General features: G+C 62.0%; 22 protein-coding genes. 12 read left to right on the plus strand and 10 right to left on the minus strand.

Annotated elements, in window-relative coordinates; genetic code table 11:
- Position 1 precedes the first annotated feature (1 nt).
- From R2N11_RS07915 to R2N11_RS07925, 3 genes are all read right to left on the minus strand, one after another.
- Entirely contained in the window at positions 2 to 1,327 is a 1,326-nt protein-coding gene (locus tag R2N11_RS07915; protein ID WP_199027532.1) for a homoserine dehydrogenase, read from the minus strand.
- Positions 1,328 to 1,418: 91 nt separating this feature from the next.
- Positions 1,419 to 2,660: a pyridoxal phosphate-dependent aminotransferase gene (locus tag R2N11_RS07920; protein WP_031329206.1), complete on the minus strand. Its 1,242-nt coding sequence runs from the start codon at positions 2,658 to 2,660 to the stop codon at positions 1,419 to 1,421.
- Positions 2,626 to 2,838 carry a hypothetical protein gene (locus R2N11_RS07925; RefSeq protein WP_199027530.1) on the minus strand — a complete coding sequence of 71 codons (213 nt, stop codon included), beginning with the start codon at positions 2,836 to 2,838 and terminating at the stop codon, positions 2,626 to 2,628. The genes R2N11_RS07920 and R2N11_RS07925 overlap by 35 nt, the downstream gene beginning before the upstream one ends.
- A gap of 92 nt (positions 2,839 to 2,930) precedes the next feature.
- On the opposite strand from R2N11_RS07925, the gene R2N11_RS07930 reads away from it, so the two are divergent.
- The 12 genes from R2N11_RS07930 to R2N11_RS07985 all read left to right on the plus strand — a co-directional run bounded on the left by R2N11_RS07930 (position 2,931) and on the right by R2N11_RS07985 (position 14,775).
- A complete protein-coding gene (locus tag R2N11_RS07930; RefSeq protein ID WP_199027528.1) occupies positions 2,931 to 3,311 on the plus strand; it encodes an Mth938-like domain-containing protein in 381 nt (126 codons plus the stop codon).
- A 4-nt stretch (positions 3,312 to 3,315) separates the two neighbouring features.
- A complete protein-coding gene (locus R2N11_RS07935) occupies positions 3,316 to 4,986 on the plus strand; it encodes a glycosyltransferase family 39 protein (protein WP_316680745.1) in 1,671 nt (556 codons plus the stop codon).
- A gap of 126 nt (positions 4,987 to 5,112) precedes the next feature.
- Positions 5,113 to 5,484 (plus strand): EamA family transporter, encoded by a 372-nt coding sequence (locus R2N11_RS07940; protein WP_316680746.1) that lies wholly within the window; start codon positions 5,113 to 5,115, stop codon positions 5,482 to 5,484.
- 47 nt (positions 5,485 to 5,531) lie between these two features.
- On the plus strand, positions 5,532 to 6,692 hold the full coding sequence (locus R2N11_RS07945) for a DegT/DnrJ/EryC1/StrS family aminotransferase (RefSeq protein WP_199027522.1): 1,161 nt from the start codon (positions 5,532 to 5,534) through the stop codon (positions 6,690 to 6,692).
- Positions 6,692 to 7,690, plus strand: coding sequence for a glycosyltransferase (locus R2N11_RS07950; protein WP_199027520.1), 999 nt, complete (start codon positions 6,692 to 6,694; stop codon positions 7,688 to 7,690). Before R2N11_RS07945 ends, R2N11_RS07950 begins: the two co-directional genes overlap by 1 nt.
- The gene (locus R2N11_RS07955) at positions 7,687 to 8,616 is read left to right on the plus strand and encodes a formyltransferase (RefSeq protein WP_316680747.1); all 930 of its coding nucleotides are present in this window, start codon (positions 7,687 to 7,689) and stop codon (positions 8,614 to 8,616) included. The genes R2N11_RS07950 and R2N11_RS07955 overlap by 4 nt, the downstream gene beginning before the upstream one ends.
- Positions 8,617 to 8,632: 16 nt before the next feature.
- Positions 8,633 to 9,691, plus strand: a complete 1,059-nt coding sequence (locus R2N11_RS07960) for a bifunctional UDP-4-keto-pentose/UDP-xylose synthase (RefSeq protein WP_199027516.1) — start codon at positions 8,633 to 8,635, stop codon at positions 9,689 to 9,691.
- A gap of 20 nt (positions 9,692 to 9,711) precedes the next feature.
- Positions 9,712 to 10,605 (plus strand): 4-deoxy-4-formamido-L-arabinose-phosphoundecaprenol deformylase, encoded by an 894-nt coding sequence (locus R2N11_RS07965; RefSeq protein ID WP_199027514.1) that lies wholly within the window; start codon positions 9,712 to 9,714, stop codon positions 10,603 to 10,605.
- Between the two features lie 95 nt (positions 10,606 to 10,700).
- Positions 10,701 to 11,165 (plus strand): peroxiredoxin, encoded by a 465-nt coding sequence (locus tag R2N11_RS07970; protein ID WP_199027512.1) that lies wholly within the window; start codon positions 10,701 to 10,703, stop codon positions 11,163 to 11,165.
- Between the two features lie 452 nt (positions 11,166 to 11,617).
- Positions 11,618 to 13,336, plus strand: a complete 1,719-nt coding sequence (locus tag R2N11_RS07975; RefSeq protein ID WP_316680748.1) for a PhoH family protein — start codon at positions 11,618 to 11,620, stop codon at positions 13,334 to 13,336.
- Positions 13,337 to 13,466: 130 nt separating this feature from the next.
- Complete coding sequence (locus R2N11_RS07980) at positions 13,467 to 13,892, plus strand: hypothetical protein (RefSeq protein ID WP_316680749.1); 426 nt, start codon at positions 13,467 to 13,469, stop codon at positions 13,890 to 13,892.
- Between the two features lie 163 nt (positions 13,893 to 14,055).
- Entirely contained in the window at positions 14,056 to 14,775 is a 720-nt protein-coding gene (locus R2N11_RS07985; protein ID WP_316680750.1) for a C40 family peptidase, read from the plus strand.
- A 70-nt stretch (positions 14,776 to 14,845) separates the two neighbouring features.
- Here the strand turns inward: R2N11_RS07985 and R2N11_RS07990 are convergent, their stop codons facing one another.
- From R2N11_RS07990 to rpsF, 7 genes are all read right to left on the minus strand, one after another.
- On the minus strand, positions 14,846 to 15,856 hold the full coding sequence (locus R2N11_RS07990; RefSeq protein WP_199032340.1) for an inorganic phosphate transporter: 1,011 nt from the start codon (positions 15,854 to 15,856) through the stop codon (positions 14,846 to 14,848).
- A gap of 14 nt (positions 15,857 to 15,870) precedes the next feature.
- The gene (locus tag R2N11_RS07995) at positions 15,871 to 16,497 is read right to left on the minus strand and encodes a DUF47 domain-containing protein (protein WP_199032339.1); all 627 of its coding nucleotides are present in this window, start codon (positions 16,495 to 16,497) and stop codon (positions 15,871 to 15,873) included.
- A gap of 148 nt (positions 16,498 to 16,645) precedes the next feature.
- Positions 16,646 to 18,034, minus strand: a complete 1,389-nt coding sequence (locus R2N11_RS08000) for a replicative DNA helicase (protein ID WP_316680751.1) — start codon at positions 18,032 to 18,034, stop codon at positions 16,646 to 16,648.
- Positions 18,035 to 18,176: 142 nt separating this feature from the next.
- Positions 18,177 to 18,629, minus strand: a complete 453-nt coding sequence (rplI, locus tag R2N11_RS08005) for a 50S ribosomal protein L9 (protein ID WP_316680752.1) — start codon at positions 18,627 to 18,629, stop codon at positions 18,177 to 18,179.
- A gap of 25 nt (positions 18,630 to 18,654) precedes the next feature.
- Positions 18,655 to 18,933, minus strand: a complete 279-nt coding sequence (rpsR, locus tag R2N11_RS08010) for a 30S ribosomal protein S18 (protein WP_039596430.1) — start codon at positions 18,931 to 18,933, stop codon at positions 18,655 to 18,657.
- A 12-nt stretch (positions 18,934 to 18,945) separates the two neighbouring features.
- Entirely contained in the window at positions 18,946 to 19,272 is a 327-nt protein-coding gene (priB, locus tag R2N11_RS08015) for a primosomal replication protein N (RefSeq protein ID WP_199032336.1), read from the minus strand.
- A gap of 41 nt (positions 19,273 to 19,313) precedes the next feature.
- Complete coding sequence (rpsF, locus tag R2N11_RS08020; RefSeq protein WP_039595966.1) at positions 19,314 to 19,682, minus strand: 30S ribosomal protein S6; 369 nt, start codon at positions 19,680 to 19,682, stop codon at positions 19,314 to 19,316.
- Between the last annotated feature and the right edge of the window lie 85 nt (positions 19,683 to 19,767).

A 19,767-nucleotide genomic window follows, 5' to 3' on the forward strand; every position in this document is an offset into this window, starting at 1 on the left:
CTCAGTTCAGTTCTTCCATGCGAATGCGCTTGACCTTCGACAGCACGGTCGGCAGCGCTTCGATGGCGGCAATGGCACCGTTCACGTGTTTCTCGACGGCCGTGTGCGTCAACATGATGATGTCGGTCTGCGGCTGCGGCTCACCCTCACGCGATTCCTTCTGCAGCATGGCGTCGATCGAGATACCGGTCTTGGCCAGGATCTGCGTGATATCGGCCAGCACACCCGTTTGATCGGCCACGCGAATGCGCAGGTAGTAGCTCGAACGCACCTCGTCGATCGGCAGCACCGGCGTGTCGGACAATGCATCCGGCTGGAACGCCAGGTGCGGCACACGGTGTTCCGGGTCAGCGGTGTGCAGGCGCGTCACGTCCACTAGGTCGGCGACGACGGCCGAAGCGGTCGGCTCAGCGCCGGCGCCCTTGCCGTAGTACAGCGTCGGGCCCACGGCGTCACCGTTGACGACCACGGCGTTCATCGCGCCTTCCACGTTGGCGATCAGGCGCTTGGCCGGTACCAACGTCGGGTGCACGCGCAGCTCGATACCAGCATCGGTGCGGCGCGTCAGGCCCAGCAGCTTGATGCGGTAGCCGAGTTCCTCCGCATAGCGGATGTCGACGGCTTCCAGCTTCGTGATGCCTTCCACGTACGCGCGCTCGAACTGCACCGGCACGCCAAAGGCGATGGCGCTCATGAGCGTGAGCTTGTGCGCGGCGTCAAAGCCTTCGATGTCGAACGTCGGATCGGCTTCGGCATAGCCCAGGCGCTGGGCTTCCTTGAGCACCGTGTCGAAGTCCAGGCCCTTGTCGCGCATCTCCGAGAGGATGAAGTTCGTGGTGCCGTTGATGATGCCGGCGATCCACTCGATGCGGTTGGCCGTCAGGCCCTCGCGCAGTGCCTTGATGATGGGGATGCCGCCGGCCACTGCGGCCTCGAACGCCACCATCACGCCTTTGTCCTGCGCGGCCTTGAAGATTTCGTTGCCATGCAGCGCCAGCAGCGCCTTGTTGGCGGTGACGACGTGCTTGCCATTGGCAATGGCGCGCAGCACCAGTTCGCGCGTCAGGTCATAGCCGCCGATCAGTTCCACCACGATATCGATCTCGGGCGAATCCACCACGGCAAATGGGTCGTTGACCACCGGCACGGTCGCACCGGCTTCCTGCACGATGGCGCGCGCCTTTTCGACGTTGCGCACGGCAATCATGGCGACTTCAATGCCGCGACCCGCGCGACGACGGATTTCTTCCTGGTTCCGTTGCAGAACCTTGAGCGTACCGCCACCGACGGTACCGAGCCCGAGCAGGCCGATCTTGATGGGATTCATGGGACGTATCGTTGAAACTGAGAGGCAAAAAACGGACAGGGCAGACACTTCGGTCTGCCCCGCTCACAACATGTCTGGCGGAAGACCGAGTCTATGCGGCCCGGATGCCAGTACCGTGACGCTGACGGTACCGCTCCAGGAAGCGTGAAATTCGGCCAATCGCTTCGCGAAGATCGTCTTCGTGCGGCAAGAAGACAATGCGGAAGTGGTCCGGCGAGTGCCAGTTGAAGCCGGTGCCCTGCACCAGCAGCACACGCTCCTCTTCCAGCAACTGGCGGATGAATTGCTGATCGTCCTCGATCGGGTACACAGCCGGATCGAGGCGCGGGAACATGTACAGCGCAGCCTTGGGCTTCACGCAGGTCACACCCGGAATCGCGGTGATCAGTTCGTGCGCTAGGTCACGCTGACGACGCATGCGGCCGCCCGGCGCCACCAGGTCTTTAATGCTCTGATAGCCACCCAGCGCGGTCTGGATCGCCCACTGGCCCGGCACGTTGGCGCACAGGCGCATCGACGACAGCATGTTCAGGCCTTCGATGTAGTCCTTGGCCGGGCGCTTGTCGCCCGAGACCACCATCCAGCCAGCGCGGTAGCCGCAGGAGCGATAGCTCTTCGACAGGCTGTTGAACGTAATGGTGAGAACGTCTTCCGACAGCGAGCCCAGCGCCGTGTGCTTGTTGTCGTCAAACAAGACCTTGTCGTACACCTCATCGGCGAAGATCACCAGGCCGTGCTCGCGCGCAATGGCAATGATGCCGCGCAGCAAGTCGTCGGAGTACAGCGCGCCGGTCGGGTTGTTCGGGTTGATGACGACGATGCCCTTGGTGTTGGGCGTGATCTTGGCGCGGATGTCGTCCAGGTCCGGCATCCAGCCGTTGGACTCATCGCAGTAGTAATGCACCGGCGTGCCGCCCGAGAGGCTGGTCACGGCGGTCCACAGCGGGTAGTCGGGCGCCGGCAGCAGCAGCTCGTCGCCTTGGTCGAGCAGCGCGTTGGTGGCCAGCGAAATCAACTCCGACGCACCGTTGCCCAGATAGATGTCATCCAGCGTGACGTTCTTGATGCCCTGCTCTTGCGTGTAGTGCATCACCGCCTTGCGCGCCGCAAAGATGCCCTTGGAATCCGAGTAGCCGGCCGAGTTCGGCAGGTTGCGGATCATGTCCAGCTGAATCTCTTCCGGGGCATCGAAACCGAACGGGGCCAAGTTGCCGATGTTCAGCTTGATGATCTTGTGGCCGTCTTCTTCCATCTGCTTGGCCTTCTCGAGCACGGGGCCGCGAATGTCATAGCAGACGTTATTGAGCTTGGCGGATTTCTGGATCGTTTTCACGGGCGATGTCGAGCGGGCTTGGATTGCGGATGATTTTGTAATGCAGCAAGGCGGCGGGGATGGCGCCACTTGCGCGGCAAGCGCTGCGCTCTTCCTTGCCGGACGTCGCTTGTGGCGCGGCGGGCAAAGGAGAGAAAAAGATATAATTTAGCCCATTATGACAGACTTCGGCGGGCATTTTTGCAACGCAGCGAGATCGCCCGGAAGTCTGAAACCTAGCGCCCCCGCTGCTGCGTGTGCCGCAGCCTTCGCGCCTGATGGGATTCCGCCTTGAAGCTCCATTCTTCTGATCCGTCCACCATTCTGAATACCGTCACGGCCTATGGCGACGGCTATATCGAAATCAACAAGGTACGCTACGAGCATTCGGTGCTCGTCATGCCCGAAGGCGCAGTCGTGCCGTGGGATGTCGCGCGCTTTGAAGACCTCACGCCCGAGCACTTCGCCCGCCTGCTGGAGCTGGGGGCGGAGGTGGTCGTATTCGGCACCGGCAACAAGCTGCGCTTTCCGCACCCGCGCCTGACCGCCCCGCTCACCGAGAAGCGCATCGGCGTGGAAGCAATGGACCTGCAGGCCGCCGGGCGCACCTACAACATCCTGATGCTGGAAGGCCGCAAAGCGGCGGCCGCATTGCTGATCGAACGCGCCTGACTGCATGCCGATCGACCGCTCTGCCAACGCGCCCGCCCTGCCCTGGCGCAACGCCTCCCTGTGGCTGCTGGCCGCTGCCTTTCTGGCCGTCTGGCTGGGCACGTTGGGCTACCGCCACCTGATCCCTACCGACGAAGGCCGCTACGCCGAGATCGCCCGCGAGATGTTCACCACGGGCGACTGGGTGACCATCCGCTATAACGCCCTGAAGTATTTCGAGAAGCCCCCGCTACAGATGTGGGGCACGGCGCTCGCCTACACGCTGTTCGGCGTCGGTGACTGGCAGGCGCGGCTGTTCACGGCGTTGTCGGGCATCGCCGGCCTCGTTTTCACGATGCTGGCCGCAGCGCGCTGGTGGGGCAAGCGAACCGCCGTCATCACCGGGCTGGTCCTGGTGAGCGCGCCGATGTGGAACGTGGGCGCACATTTCAATTCGCTCGACATGGGCGTGGCCGGCTGCATGACGATGGCCCTGGCGGCGCTGCTGCTGGCACAGTATCCGGATGCCACACGCAGCCAGCAACGCAACTGGATGTGGGTCTGCTGGGCGTCGATGGCGCTGGCCGTATTGAGCAAAGGCCTGATCGGCGTGGTGCTGCCGGGCTTCGTACTGGTGGTCTACACGCTCGTCGCACGTGACTGGGCATTGTGGAAACGACTGCACCTGGTGACGGGGCTAATCGTCTTCTTTGCCGTGGGTGCACCGTGGTTCGTGCTGATTTCTGCGCGCAACCCGGAGTTTGCGTGGTTCTTCTTCGTACACGAGCACTTCCAGCGCTTCACGTCGACCGTGCACAACCGCAACGCGCCGCTTTGGTATTTCGTGCCGCTGCTGCTGGCGGGCTTCCTGCCGTGGCTCGCACAACTGCCGGGCGCGGCACGCCTCTCCTTCGCCCGCAGTGAGACTGCCGCCAATGGCTTCCGGCCAACGCTCATGCTCGGCTTGTGGGCCATCCTGATCTTCGCGTTTTTCAGCATTTCCGACTCGAAGCTGCCGGGCTATATCTTCCCGATCATCCCGGCGCTGGCGGTTCTGGCTGCGTTGGTGCTGGAGAACACCAGCGAGCGCGCTTGGCGCTGGCAGCTCAAGGCCTTCCTGGCCCTGGCCGTGGTCGGTCTGGCGGCGAGCGGCTATGTGGCGACGATGTCGTCGGACATGTACCCCAATGCGGTGTTCTCGCGCTTTGCGATGTTCCTGGCAGCGGCCTTCGCCGCGGGTGCGGTGTTCACGTGGCTGGCACTGCGCCGTGCGGACAAGCGCTTTGAGAGCCTCGTCGCGTTCGCCTGCGCGTGGTTCCTGACGTTTACGGCCGCCCTGCTCGGCCACGAGTCGTTCGGGCGCTCGATGTCGGGTATCGATCTCGTGCCGGCCGTCAAACCATGGTTGAAGCCCGGCGTACCGTTCTATGCGGTGGAGCGGCTGGACCATACAATGCCGTTTTACCTTGGCACGCCAACCACGATGGTGCAGCAGCCCGATGAGTTGGCTTTCGGCATCGAGCAGGAACCCACCAAGTGGATCCCGACCACCGAGGCCTTCGTGGCCCGCTGGAAGGAAGGCGGCCAGGCTGTCGCCATGATGGGGCCGGGTACATATGACCGGCTGGTGGCCCAGGGTGTGCCGATGATTGTGATTGCCCGCGATGCCCGCCGCGTGATCGTGCGGCGCAACTAGGTGCTACCCGCTTGTCTTTGTTCGGCCCCCTTCGAAAGGGGCGTGCAAGCGGAATTGTCGTAACATGCGCCCCGGCGGCAGAGTCGCGGGGAAACCGACGCTGTTGGTAAAACATCAAAAGAACACATGAATCTGGTCACTTTCGGGCTGATCCTGACAGGCGTCATGCTCAATGCCTGCGCCCAGCTATTGCTCAAGGCGGGCGTCAACAATATCGGCCGCTTTGCGTTTTCGGCCGAGAACATCGTGCCAATCGGCATCAAGCTTGCAACGCAGTTGCCCATCATCGGCGGCCTGTCGTGCTACGTGATTTCCGTGGTGGTATGGATCCTCGGGCTGTCGCGCGTGGATGTGACCATTGCGTATCCAATGCTCTCGCTAGGCTACGTGGTCAATGCCTTCCTGGCGTGGTATCTGTTTGGCGAAGTGCTGTCGATTCAGCGGCTGATCGGTATCGGCATCATCCTCATCGGCGTATTCGTGCTGGCTCGCTCCTAAGCGACGCTTGAGCCCACCCTGCCCACCTCCTTATTCAAGCCATCGTCATGACGCAAACCAACGCCACTGCCGAACTGCCGTTCCTGCCCTTCGTGCGCCCGACCATTGATGAGGCGACCATCGCCGCGGTGGCCGATGTGCTGCGCTCGGGCTGGATTACCTCGGGCCCCAAGGTTGCCGCGTTCGAAGCCGCACTGTCGGAATACTTCGGCGGCCGCATCGTGCGCACGTTCGCCAACGGCACGGCCACGATGGAAGTCGCGCTGCGCATCGCAGGCATCGGCCCCGGCGATGAGGTCATCACCACGCCGATCTCGTGGGTCGCCACGTCCAACGTCGTGCTGACGGTCGGCGCCAAGCCGGTCTTCGTCGATATCGACCCGGTCACGCGCAATATCGATCTCGACAAGGTCGAAGCCGCCATCACGCCGCGTACGAAAGCGATCATCCCGGTCTACCTGTCCGGCCTGCCTGTCGACATGGACCGCCTGTACGATATCGCCCGCCGCCACAAGCTACGCGTGGTGGAAGACGCAGCGCAGGCCATCGGCTCGCGCTGGGGCGACAAGCGCATCGGCGAAATTGGCGATCTGGTCAGCTTCAGCTTCCAGGCCAACAAGAACATCACCACCATCGAAGGTGGCGCGCTCGTGCTCAACACGCCTGAAGAAGCTGTGCTGGCCGAGAAGTACCGCCTGCAAGGCGTCGTGCGCACTGGCTTTGACGGCATGGAAGTCGACTTGGTGGGCGGCAAATTCAACCTGACCGATGTGAACGCCGCCATCGGCCTGGGCCAGTTTGCACAGCTTGAAGCGGTGACCGCACGCCGCGCCGCGCTCGCACGCCGCTACTTTGCCGCCATGCGCGCGGCTGACATCGAATCGTTTGGCGTCGAATTGCCGGTGGAAAACTTCACGCACACCAACTGGCACATGTTCCAGATCGTGCTGCCACTGGATCGCCTGAAGGTCGATCGCGCAGGCTTCATGGCGGGCCTCAAGGCGCTGGGCATCGGCGCGGGCGTGCATTACCCGCCCATCCATCTGTTCAAGCTCTATCGCGAACTCGGCTGGAAGCCGGGTATGTTCCCGGTGGCAGAACGCATCGGCCGCGCTATCGTCACGCTGCCGATGTTTGCCGGCATGGAAGATTCTGACGTGGATCGCGTAGCCAACGCGGTCCGCCAACTTTGCGCCCAATACCAATAATGAAGACACCCGCTCTCTCGGTCGTCATTCCTGTCTACAACGAAGAAGACGGGCTCGCCGCGCTGTTTGCGCGCCTGTATCCCGCTCTCGATGCGTTGGGCATCTCGTACGAAGTCGTGTTCGTCAATGATGGCAGCCGGGACCGCTCCGCCGCCATGTTGGCCGAGCAGTTCCGCGCCCGCCCGGACAGCACCCGCGTCGTGCTGTTCAATGGCAACTACGGCCAGCACATGGCCATCTTGGCCGGCTTTGAGCATGCGCGCGGCGAGCGCGTCATCACGCTCGATGCCGACCTGCAGAACCCGCCCGAAGAGATCGGCCGCCTGGTTGAAAAGCTCGACGAAGGCTACGACTACGTCGGCACCATCCGCCGCGTCCGCCAGGACTCGTGGTTCCGCCGTACCGCGTCGCGCGCCATGAACTCGCTGCGCGAGCGCATCACGCACATCAAGATGACCGACCAGGGCTGCATGCTGCGCGCCTACAACCGGACCATCGTTGACACCATCAACCGCTGCCGCGAAGTCAACACCTTCATCCCAGCGCTGGCCTACACCTTCAGCAAGAACCCGACTGAAATCGAAGTCGACCACGAAGAGCGCTTCGCGGGCGAATCGAAGTACTCGCTGTACAAGCTGGTGCGCCTGAACTTCGATCTGGTGACTGGCTTCTCGGTGGTGCCGCTGCAGTGGTTCTCCGCGATCGGCATGCTGCTGTCGCTGGCCTCGGCAGTACTGTTCATCCTGCTGGTAGTCCGCCGATTCCTGCTGGGTGCAGAAGTCCAGGGCGTATTTACGCTGTTCGCCATCACATTCTTCCTGATGGGCGTGCTGCTGTTCGGCATCGGCCTCTTGGGCGAGTACATCGGCCGCATCTATCAGCAGGTGCGCGAGCGCCCGCGCTATCTGGTGCAGGGCGTACTGGAAGACACCCCTCACCTGCATGAAGCCGGGCCGGCGGACCTGAAAGCCGGCAACTCGCAGCGGGGTGTTGCATGACACGCCGCGCCGTCGTCTTCGCGTATCACAACGTCGGCGTGCGCTGCCTGCGCGTGCTGGCGGCGCGCGGTATCCAGGTCGAACTTGTCGTCACACATGAAGACAACGCCGCTGAGAACATCTGGTTTGGCAGCGTGCGCGCCACAGCACAGGAACTGGGTATCCCCTTCATCACGCCAGAAAACGCGAACGGTGAAGATCTGCGCGCCCGCATCGCCGCCATCGCGCCGGATTTCATCTTTTCGTTCTACTACCGGCACATGATCCCGATGTCGCTGTTGAGCCTTGCCAAGTTTGGCGCGTTCAACATGCACGGGTCGCTCCTGCCAAAGTACCGTGGCCGCGTGCCTATTAACTGGGCCGTCCTGCACGGCGAGACCGAAACCGGCGCCACCCTGCACGAGATGGTCGAAAAGCCGGATGCCGGCTACATCGTCGACCAGACTATCGTGCCGATCCTGCCGGACGACACGTCACACGAAGTGTTCGAAAAGGCCACCGTGGCCGCCGAACAAACCTTGTGGCGCGCATTGCCCGCAATGATTGCCGGGCAGATTCCACAGCACCCGAACGTGCTGGCCAACGGCAGCTATTTCGGTGGCCGCAAGCCCGAAGACGGCCGCGTCGACTGGTCCAAGCCGGCCCAGCAGGTCTACAACCTGATCCGTGCCGTGGCACCGCCCTACCCCGGCGCTTTTACCGATGTCGGTAGCGAGCGTTACATCGTCGCGCGTGCCCGTCTGGCACATCAAACCGTCACGAATTTGCCCCCGGGCTTGCACGTCGTGGATAATGCGATGTTCGGCGTGTGCGGCGATGGGGGAGCCATCGCCATCCACGAGCTCTGGCGTGTCGAGCCCAACGCCGCCAGCGGTACGTCCGTCGTGACCGCGCAGCAGCTCGCCAACCAGCTCGCCACCTCCTGATCTTGAGTTTGCCTTCATGAAAAAAGTACTGATTCTCGGCGTCAACGGCTTCATCGGCCACCATCTGTCCAAGCGCATCCTGGAGACCACCGACTGGGAGGTCTATGGCATGGACATGCAGACCGAGCGTCTGGGCGATCTGGTCAACCACCCGCGCATGCACTTCTTCGAGGGTGACATCACCATCAACAAGGAGTGGGTCGAGTATCACGTGAAGAAGTGCGACGTGATCCTGCCGCTGGTGGCCATCGCCACGCCGTCGACGTACGTCAAGGACCCGTTGCGCGTGTTCGAGCTGGACTTTGAAGCCAACCTGCCGATCGTTCGCTCGGCTGCCAAGTACAAGAAGCACCTGGTGTTCCCGTCGACCTCCGAGGTCTACGGCATGTGCAGCGATGCGGAATTCGATCCGGAAGCCTCGCCGCTGATCTACGGCCCGATCAACAAGCCGCGTTGGATCTATGCCTGCTCGAAGCAGCTGATGGACCGCGTGATCTGGGGCTACGGCATGGAAGGCCTGAACTTCACGCTGTTCCGCCCGTTCAACTGGATCGGCCCGGGCCTGGACTCGATCTACACCCCGAAGGAAGGTTCGTCGCGCGTTGTTACGCAGTTCCTCGGCCACATCGTGCGCGGTGAGAACATCAAGCTCGTCGACGGCGGCAGCCAGAAGCGCGCCTTCACGTACATCGATGACGGCATCGACGCACTGGTGCGCATCATCGCCAACAAGGATGGCGTTGCCTCGGGCAAGATCTACAACATCGGCAACCCGTCGAACAACTATTCGGTGCGCGAGCTGGCCAACATGATGCTGGAGCAAGCCGCCAAGATCGACGAGTACAAAGACACCGCCAAGCAAGTTCAGCTGGTGGAAACGACCTCCGGCGCCTACTACGGCAACGGCTACCAGGACGTGCAAAACCGCGTACCGAAGATCGCCAATACCATGGACGAACTGGGCTGGAAGCCGACCACCACGATGCAAGACGCCCTGGCGAATATCTTCGAGGCGTATCGCATGCACGTGGCCGACGCCCGCAGCCTGGTTGAAGAAGGCAACGGCAACAAGTAAGCAACACCCCGCGCAGGTTCATGGCCCTCATCGTCCTCAAAATCGACGTCGACACCCTGCGCGGCACCCGCGAAGGCGTGCCCAATCTCTCGCGCATGTTGCGTGAGCACGAGGCAGGCGCGACCTTCCTCTTCAGCCTCGGCCCGGATCACACCGGCTGGGCGCTGCGCCGGGCGTTCCGCCCCGGTTTTCTGAAGAAGGTTTCCCGCACGTCCGTGGTCGAGCACTACGGCCTGCGCACGCTCATGTACGGCGTGCTGTTGCCCGGCCCCGACATCGGCCGCAGAGCCGCTGCCGAAATGCGCGCCATTGCCGAGGCAGGCTTCGAGACCGGCATCCACACGTGGGATCACGTGCTCTGGCAAGACAACGTCCGCCTGCGCGATGCTGCCTGGACAGCCCGTCAGATGGGCGCCTCGCACAAGCGCTTTGCCGAGATTTTCGGTCACGCCCCCGTCACGCACGGCGCCGCCGGCTGGCAGATGAACGACCATGCCTTCCGCCAGATCGATGCCTGGGGCATGGCCTACGCCTCGGACGGCCGTGGCACGCATCCGTACATCCCGAGCATCGACGGCCACACGCTGAACCACGTGCAGCTGCCGACCACACTCCCGACGCTGGATGAGCTCATCGGTGTGGATGATCTGACGACAGAAACCGTCGCCCGGCACATCCTGAAGATGACCGAATCTGATCGCGACCAAGTGTTTACCTTGCATGCGGAGCTTGAAGGGCAGAAACTCGCCCCGATCTTCCGCAGGTTGCTGCAGGGCTGGCGTGCGCAAGGCCATCGGCTGGCATCGATGGGCGACTACTATGCGACGCTGGATCGCAGCACTCTGCCCGTGCAGCCCGTCACGTGGGGCGAAGTTGCCGGTCGCAGCGGCAGCCTGATCGTTCAGCCGGCCTGATTCCTCGGGGCTCCGGTTCAGCGGCGGGCGTCGTATTTCAGCATTGCCCGTCCACGAGTTTCCCGTCTCTCCCCCGCGGTTTTCCGGAACACACCATGCCCGTCTCTCTCGACAAGCCTCTTCCCGATTTCTCCGCGCCGGCCACCAGCGGCATCACGTTCTCGCCGGCGTCGCAGCATGGCAAGATCGTCGTGCTCTATTTTTATCCGAAAGACAACACGCCCGGCTGCACCACCGAGGCGATGAATTTCCGCGACCAGTACGACGCCTTTGAGGCCGCCGGCGCCGTGGTCTTCGGCATTTCGCGCGACAGCCTGAAATCGCACGAGAACTTTAAGGCCAAGCTGGAGATGCCCTTCGAGCTGATCTCCGACACCGACGAAGCCGTCTGCAATCTCTTCGACACCATCAAGATGAAGAAGATGTACGGCAAGGACGTGCGAGGTATCGAACGCAGCACCTTCCTGATCGATGCCAAAGGCGTGTTGCGCAAAGAATGGCGCGGCGTAAAGGTGCCCAACCATGTGGATGACGTTCTGGCGGCGGTGCGCGCGCTGTAATCGCATGTGTCACCCATGAGGCACGAAAGCGCCGCGCAGGGTACGCCGGCGCTTGCTTTTGTGCCAGTTTCGCGCCGCCGCAACGCGACACCACACGTCACATGTGACAGATTGCAAATCGCAAAAGCTTCCGATACAGTCGGAACCGATGAGTACGAAATCCGGATGCCATTCCGATTGCCCACGACGGTACCGGCGGCCAAGTTGGCCTGATACCGCATCGGCGTTTTCCCCAGCAGCAAGGCTGGGCAGAACGTCCGAATCGTGCAACTTGCTGTGGCGCTCGTGGTGCTCACCTAGGCCGCCCCACCTCTCGCAGGTCATGGCGGCTTTTTTGTGGCCGTCGTCTGTGCGACGTGCGCCCCAATCCCTCAGCGTTTTCCATCAGCACCGTCCTGCCATGAGCGGGTGCGGTGTTTCGTCGTTGTTCCCTCCAGAGAGGTAATCTAAGCATGCCGCTGCCGACCATGCCCACCCAGCCAGCCCAATTGCTAGACCCGGCTGAATTCAAGCCTTTCGGCAAAGCCGGAAAGCCCAAGGCGGGTCAGGAACCTCGAAAACCGGTGCCCGCGCTCGAGCGCGAGGCGCTGTCCGAAACCGGCCGTGCACAACCCAAGCGCGGCGCGGCCCGCGCCCGTTCGGGCGAAGCTTCGCCGATGGCCAAGGAAGACGCCCGTCAGCGCCCGACCGTCGTCGCCAAGACCGTCGACAAGGTGTCCACCACGGACAAGTCGACCGAAACCGCTGCCCGCCGCCGTGCCCGTCGCGACGAGGGTCCGACCAAGCTGTTCGTGCTCGACACCAACGTGCTGATGCACGATCCGTCGTCCCTCTTCCGCTTTGAAGAACACGACGTCTATCTGCCGATGATGACGTTGGAGGAGTTGGACAACCACAAGAAGGGCATGAGCGAAGTCGCGCGTAACGCCCGCACGGTCAGCCGCACGCTCGACCAGTTGGTTGCCGGCACCGACGGCGTGATGGACGAGGGGCTGCCGCTCGAAAAACTCGGCAACCGTGATGCGCAAGGCCGCCTGTTCTTCCAGACGCGCCTGAACGACATCAAGCTGCCCGACGGTCTGCCACAGGGCAAGGCTGACAACCAGATTCTGGGCGTGGTGGCCGCGCTGCAGCAGCAACGTCCGGATCGCAATGTCGTGCTGGTGTCGAAAGATATCAACATGCGGATCAAGGCGCGCGCTCTCGGTCTGCCGGCAGAGGATTATTTCAACGACCGCGTGCTGGAAGACACCGACCTGCTCTACAGCGGTGTGATGGCGCTGCCCGCCGATTTCTGGCAGAAGCACGGCAAGAACATCGAGAGCTGGCAGGACCCGAAGACCGGCACCACGTTCTATCGCCTGTCGGGTCCGCTGGTGCCGTCGTTCCTGGTCAATCAGTTTGTCTTCCTGGAGCCGAATGACGGCAGCCTGCCGCTGTACGCGCAGGTCAAGGAGTTGAACGGCAAAACCGCCGTGCTACAAACGCTCAAGGACTACACGCACCAGAAGAACAACGTCTGGGGTGTGACCGCACGTAACCGCGAGCAGAACTTCGCGCTGAACCTGCTGATGCATCCGGAGGTGGATTTCGTTTCGCTGCTCGGCCAAGCCGGCACGGGCAAGACGCTGCTGGCGCTGGCGGCGGGCCTTGAGCAGGTGCTGGACCAGAAGCTCTACAACGAGATCATCATCACGCGCGCCACGGTGCCTGTAGGTGAAGACATCGGCTTCCTGCCCGGCACGGAAGAAGAAAAGATGCAGCCATGGATGGGCGCCTTCGACGACAACCTCGAAGTCCTGCAAAAATCGGACGACAACGCCGGCGAATGGGGCCGCGCCGCCACGCAGGAACTGATCCGCTCGCGTATCAAGGTCAAGAGCATGAACTTCATGCGCGGCCGCACTTTCGTCAACAAGTTCCTCATCATCGACGAGGCGCAGAACCTGACGCCCAAGCAGATGAAGACGCTGGTGACGCGTGCGGGTCCGGGCACCAAGATCATCTGCCTGGGGAACATCGCGCAGATCGATACGCCGTACCTGACGGAAGGCTCGTCCGGTCTGACCTACGTGGTGGATCGCTTCAAGGGCTGGAGCCACAGCGGTCACATTACGCTGGCACGGGGTGAGCGTTCCCGACTCGCAGATCACGCGTCCGACGTGCTGTAACCGCCCCAACATCACGATCCTGCGGCAAATCCAATCGCCGCAAATCGTTGTGCCACAAGGCCGCGCCGTTGCGCGGCCTTTTTCTTGCTACATGCTCATTACCGATCATTCACCTGCAGGAGGCTCGACGATGTTCACACAGCGAAATCCGCAGTTCCGTACGCCGGCAACACTCCCCTGCGTCGCGCTGGCAATGCTGTTGTCCGCCGGCGCGTCCACCGCGCTGGGCAACGACCTTACGCCGCGAACCGCCGGCCAGATCAGTTACGTCTGCGGTGGCGTTGCCCAGGATGAACAACAGGCATTGAACGCCGAAGCGCGCAACTACAACCTGTCCCTGGTATTCACACAGGGGCCGCGTGGTGAATACCTTGCCGATGTTGACGTGCAAATTACCCGGCATGGCAAAGAAGTCGCCAAATTCCACGCCGATGGTCCGCGCTGCCTGATCAAGGCTCCGCCAGCCAGCTACAACGTCATCGCGACCTACCAGGGCACGACCAAACGTGCCACGGTACAAACCGGCAGCACGCGCAACGTGCAGTTGAGCTGGTAACACTACCCGCAAACCGCGACGCCATCGGAGCAAATTTCACAGACCCGCGCCCCGCTTGGCGTTGCGCCCCGCCAACACGCCGCCTGGCCCAGTTCGGCCCGAATTTGGCATTTCGGGCGTTGAGCGCATAGCATGCGATCTATCCGGACTTTCCTGATGGCGCATGCAGACGCGGCACCGTTCTCCTCATGGCAACACCCGACTGGCAGGCACCGCCCTGCTGGCGCTGGTGTGCCTGCTGTCGGCCTGCTCATCGACGCCTACCCGCTCCACCGCCTCGCGCGATACCACCGGGCTGCGCACACGCGGCGCCGCAATCAATGACCCGAGCGCTGGCCTGGAAGAAATCTCCATCGAAGCCATGGCGCTGGTCGGCACCCCCTACCGCTACGGCGGCAATACGCCTGATACGGGCTTCGATTGCAGTGGGCTCGTACGCTATGTCGTACAGCGTGCCGCCTCCGTGAATCTGCCCCGTACTGCGGCTGAAATGGGCCGTCGCGGTACCTCGCTGGAACGCCGCGACGTGGCGTCGGGCGACCTCGTTTTCTTCAACACCACGGGCCAGCCGAACTCGCACGTTGGCATCTATGTTGGCCAGAATCGGTTTGTGCATGCACCGGCCACCGGCGGCACGGTGCGCCTGGAGGACATGACCAAGTCCTACTGGGCGAGCCGCTACATGGGTGCACGCCGCGTGGTTGCGGTCGGCAATCTGCCGGATGCACCCGCCCCTGTCGTCACGCCGGTCCAGGCCGCGCCTGCTCCATCAGCACGGATGATCGACGAAGACCCGCTGGGCGCTCTCGCTCGTGCACGCAGCACACCGTCCACCACCATACCTGTGGACGACGACCCCATCGCCCGCTTCGCCACACAGTAGCGCACCGGCAATCCCAAAACAAAACGCCCACCAATTGGTGGGCGTTTCTCTTTACGCGTTGGCAATCGGCTTACAGCACATGCCGGCCGATCCACCAAGCAATCGCAGCCATGAACGCAGACGCGGGAATCGTCAGAATCCACGCCCAGACGATGTTGCCCGCCACGCCCCAACGCACGGCCGAGGCCTTCTGCGCCGAGCCCACACCGACAATGGCGCCGGTGATCGTATGCGTGGTCGACACTGGCACACCCAGGGCCGATGCAAAGAACAGCGTCAGCGCACCGCCGGTTTCTGCGCAGAAACCACCCACCGGCTTGAGCTTGGTGATCTTTTGCCCCATCGTGCGCACGATGCGCCAGCCGCCCATCAACGTGCCCAGGCCGATCGCCACATAGCAGCAGACGATGACCCACACCGGCGGCTCAGTCGCCGTGGCCGATGCATAGCCACCGGCGATCAGCAGCATCCAGATGATGCCAATGGTCTTCTGCGCATCATTACCACCGTGACCCAGGCTATAGAGCGACGCCGACAGCAGTTGCAGCCGCCGGAACCACCGGTCCACCTTGGATGGCGGCGTTCGGAAGAACAACCACGACACCGCCACCATCAGGATCGACCCGAGAATGAAGCCCAGCAGCGGCGAAATCAGGATGAAGGCCACCGTCTTGAGCAGACCGCTCGCCACCAGCGAACCCGTACCGGACTTGGCTACAGCCGCGCCAATCAGGCCGCCAATCAGCGCGTGCGATGAGCTCGACGGGATGCCGTAGTACCACGTGATGATGTTCCACACAATGGCCCCCACCAACGCCCCGAAGATGACGTAGTGGTCGACGATCGATGGATCGATGGTGTCCCGACCCACCGTGGTTGCCACCTTGAGGTGGAAAATGAAAATGGCGATCACGTTGCAGGCGGCGGCCATCGCCACTGCCTGCTGCGGCTTGAGCACGCCAGTCGACACCACCGTAGCGATGGAGTTGGCCGCATCGTGAAAGCCGTTCATGAAGTCGAACACGATGGCCAGTCCCACCAGCAGGACGACCACCCAGAGACTGATCTGAAGCGTATGCATGAGGCGTCGTCTCGTCAGGCGTTTTCGAGCACGATGCCTTCGATGATGTTGGCGACATCCTCGCAACGGTCAGTGACGCTCTCCAGTTGCTCGTAAATCGCCTTGAGCTTGATCAGCAGCTTGATGTCGCTCTCGGTGCGAAACAGCTTGGCCATGGCGGCGCGCATCACACGGTCGGCCTCGGATTCCAGGCGGTCGATTTCCTGTGCGATGGTCAGGATCTGGCGGCCGTTGTTCATGTCGCTGAGCAGCGCCACGGCCTTGCGGACTTCCTCGCAGCAGGCCACGCAGATGGTAGCGAGCTGGCGCGATTCGTCGGTCACGTTGGTCACGTCGTACAGCGAGATGGTGAGCGACACGTCCTCCATGAGATCGAGGATGTCGTCCATCGTCGTGATCAGCTTGTGGATCTCGTCGCGATCGAGCGGCGTGATGAAGGTCTTGTGCAGCAGCTCGACCGTGTCATGCGTGATGCGGTCGGCCTTCTTTTCGAAGTTCTGCACGTTGCGCGCATGCATTTCTGCATTGGGCAGGTCGTTGACCAGCTCCTTGAGCGCGTGGGCCGCTTTGACGGCGCACTCGGCGTGCTGATTGAAGTATTCGAAAAACTTGCCTTCGGTGGGCATGAAGCGACCGAACATGATGATCCTTGGAAACGGAGGAATGCTGACGTCGTAAAAACAGCGCCGGACGGGATCACCGCGGGCGCTGTCATCAAAACGCAATATTTTACCGGAACCGAGCGCCCATCATGCATGGCACGTTGTGGCAGACCGACACGAAAATGCTTTACGTGTCGTTGTCAAAGAAGGCGTTGCCACCCGTGAAGTTATCGAACTTCGTATATTCACCCAGGAACGTGAGCCGAACGGTACCGATCGGACCGTTACGCTGCTTACCGATGATGATTTCGGCCGTGCCCTTGTCCGGGGAATCGGGGTTGTAAACCTGATCGCGATAGATGAACAGAATCACGTCGGCATCCTGTTCGATAGCGCCGGACTCTCGCAAGTCCGACATCACCGGGCGCTTGTTCGGGCGCTGCTCCAGGCTTCGGTTCAGCTGCGACAGCGCGATCACCGGGCAATTGAGTTCCTTAGCCAAGCCCTTGAGCGAACGCGAGATCTCTGAGATTTCGGTTGCGCGATTCTCACCGCTACCCGAACCCGACATCAGCTGCAGGTAGTCGATAACGATCAGGCCGAGTTGCCCGCACTGGCGCGCAAGGCGGCGCGAGCGCGCACGCAATTCCATCGGGTTCAAGGCTGGCGTTTCATCGATGAAGAGCTGCGCGTCATTCATCTTCTGGATCGCGTGCGTCAAGCGCGGCCAGTCCTCATCGAGCAGGCGCCCCGTACGCAACCGGTGCTGATCCAGCCGGCCAACCGAACCCAGCATACGCATGGCGAGCTGTGTGCCCGCCATTTCCATCGAGAACACCGCCACCGGCAGGCCCTGCTCCACAGCCACGTGTTCGCCAATGTTCAGCGAGAACGCCGTCTTACCCATCGACGGACGGCCAGCCACGATGATCAGATCACCGCCCTGCATCCCGCTGGTCATGCGGTCGAGGTCCACAAAACCCGTCGGCACACCCGTGATGTCACTCTGGTTGTCACGGTGGTACAGCTCGTCGATCCGCTCGACCACCTGCGTCAGCAGCGGCTGGATTTCAAGGAAGCCCTTCTGTCCGCGTGCGCCCTCTTCGGCAATCGCAAACACCTTGGATTCGGCTTCGTCCAGCAGTTGGCGAACGTCGCGCCCCTGCGGGTTGAAAGCGCCGGCGGAAATCTCATCCGAAATCGTCACCAGCTGACGGAGCACACCACGGTCACGAACGATCTCGGCATAGCGGCGGATGTTGGCCGCACTCGGCGTGTTCTGCGCCAGCGCGTTCAGATAGGCCAGGCCGCCCACCTCTTCCGCCTTGCCGACGACCTGCAGCTGCTCATACACGGTGATCACGTCAGCCGGCTTGGCCTGTGAGATCAACTTGCCGATGTGATGGAAAATCAGCCGGTGGTCGTAGCGATAAAAATCGCCTTCGTTGATGAAGTCGGCAATACGATCCCAGGCGGCGTTATCCAGCAGCAACCCGCCGAGCACCGACTGTTCGGCCTCGATGGAATGCGGGGGCACCTTGAGGGAATCGAGCTGGGGATCGGAGGGCGCGTTCATGGCGGGATTATAGCGGCGCTGCTCGGTCTTCAATCTGAACCCCTGACACAAATGACAACAAAAAAAGGCAGAGACTTTCGTCCCTGCCTTCTTGACTCGCGCCAGCCGGTTATCCGGGCGTCGCGAGGTGCAGCGTACGTGCTTAGACGGTCTCGCCTTGCACCGACACGGTCACGTCGACCGCCACATCGGTGTGCAGCGACACGACGACCGCGTGATCGCCCGTGGTCTTCAGCGGGCCGTTCGGCAGACGCACTTGCGCCTTCTCGACCTTGAAGCCTTGAGCAACCAGTGCGTCAGCGATGTCGTGGTTCGTGACGGAGCCGAACAGGCGGCCGTCCACACCAGCCTTTTGCGACAGTTGCAGCGCCAGGCCGTTCAGCTTTTCGCCCTCGGCTTGTGCAGCAGCCAGCTTTTCAGCAGCCAGCTTTTCCAGCTCAGCGCGGCGAGCTTCGAATTCCTTGATTGCCGAAGCCGTAGCACGGCGCGCTTGCTTTTGCGGGATCAGGAAGTTACGGGCGTAACCGTCCTTCACACGCACCACGTCGCCCAGGTTACCCAGGTTGATGACTTTTTCCAGCAGAATGACTTGCATCGTTTGTTCTCCTTATCCGCGCCGATTACTTCTTGTGCTGATCGGTGTACGGCATCAGCGCGAGGAAACGCGCACGCTTGATGGCCGTATCGAGCTGGCGCTGATAGATCGCGCGCGTGCCGGTCAGGCGGGCCGGAGTGATCTTACCGTTCTCGCCGATGAAGTCCTTGAGCAGATCGACATCCTTGTAGTCGATTTGCTCAACGCCTGCCACGGTGAAGCGGCAGAACTTCTTGCGCTTGAACAGCGGGTTTTGCTGCTGGAAGCGCTTCTTGTTCTTCGCGTCGCGCTGCTTCTTGTTCATGAATGCCATGATTCAATCCTTTACGAATACGTTACATCCGGAGATGTGAAAGACCAGTGTCTTGCTGCTGCGGTGCTTGCGAGCCAGGAATCCGACGCAATCCAAGACGGTGCCCGGTGCGATGCGGTCCAGAACGGAGGCCATCTTGCCAGCGCCCAGCGCTTCGATCGAAAACTCGACCTGTCGCGCCGTTTGCGCTTCCATCGCCTGCCCGCTGTAGGTCAACAGGCAATTGACGATGGGCACGCCGGCTGGGGTGTATCGCATCACCTCGCGCTCGACCAATGTGGCGACGAGCTGCAGGCGGTTGATGGCGTTGTCCCCGGGGTTTCCGTCCATGCTCGCGGCGCGTGATCAAACGTACGCCGCACCGCGCGGCATTAGGCGGCCTGTTCAGTCTGAGCGGCGGCCTTCTTGGCCTCTTCGCGTGCCACTTCCTTCATCATCGGCGACGGAGCCGTTTCAGCCTTCTTGGTCTGAACGATGAGGTGACGCAGCACGGCGTCGTTGAACTTGAACGCGTGCTCGAGCTCAGCCAGGGTTTCCTTGCCGCACTCGATGTTCATGCACACGTAGTGGGCCTTAGCCAGCTTCTGGATCATGTAGGCCAGTTGACGACGGCCCCAATCCTCGACGCGATGCACTTGGCCGCCTTGCGTGGTGACCGTGCTCTTGTAGCGCTCGATCATCGCAGGCACTTGCTCGCTCTGGTCCGGATGGACGATGAAGACGATTTCGTAATGACGCATTGACGCTCCTTGTGGATTAAGCCGCCCGGGCGTCACACTCCGGTGCAGCAAGGTTGGTTAGCCTGCCATTATACGCAGGCTTTGA

The organism is Ralstonia flaminis (assembly GCF_958415495.1).
Lineage (GTDB): Bacteria > Pseudomonadota > Gammaproteobacteria > Burkholderiales > Burkholderiaceae > Ralstonia > Ralstonia flaminis.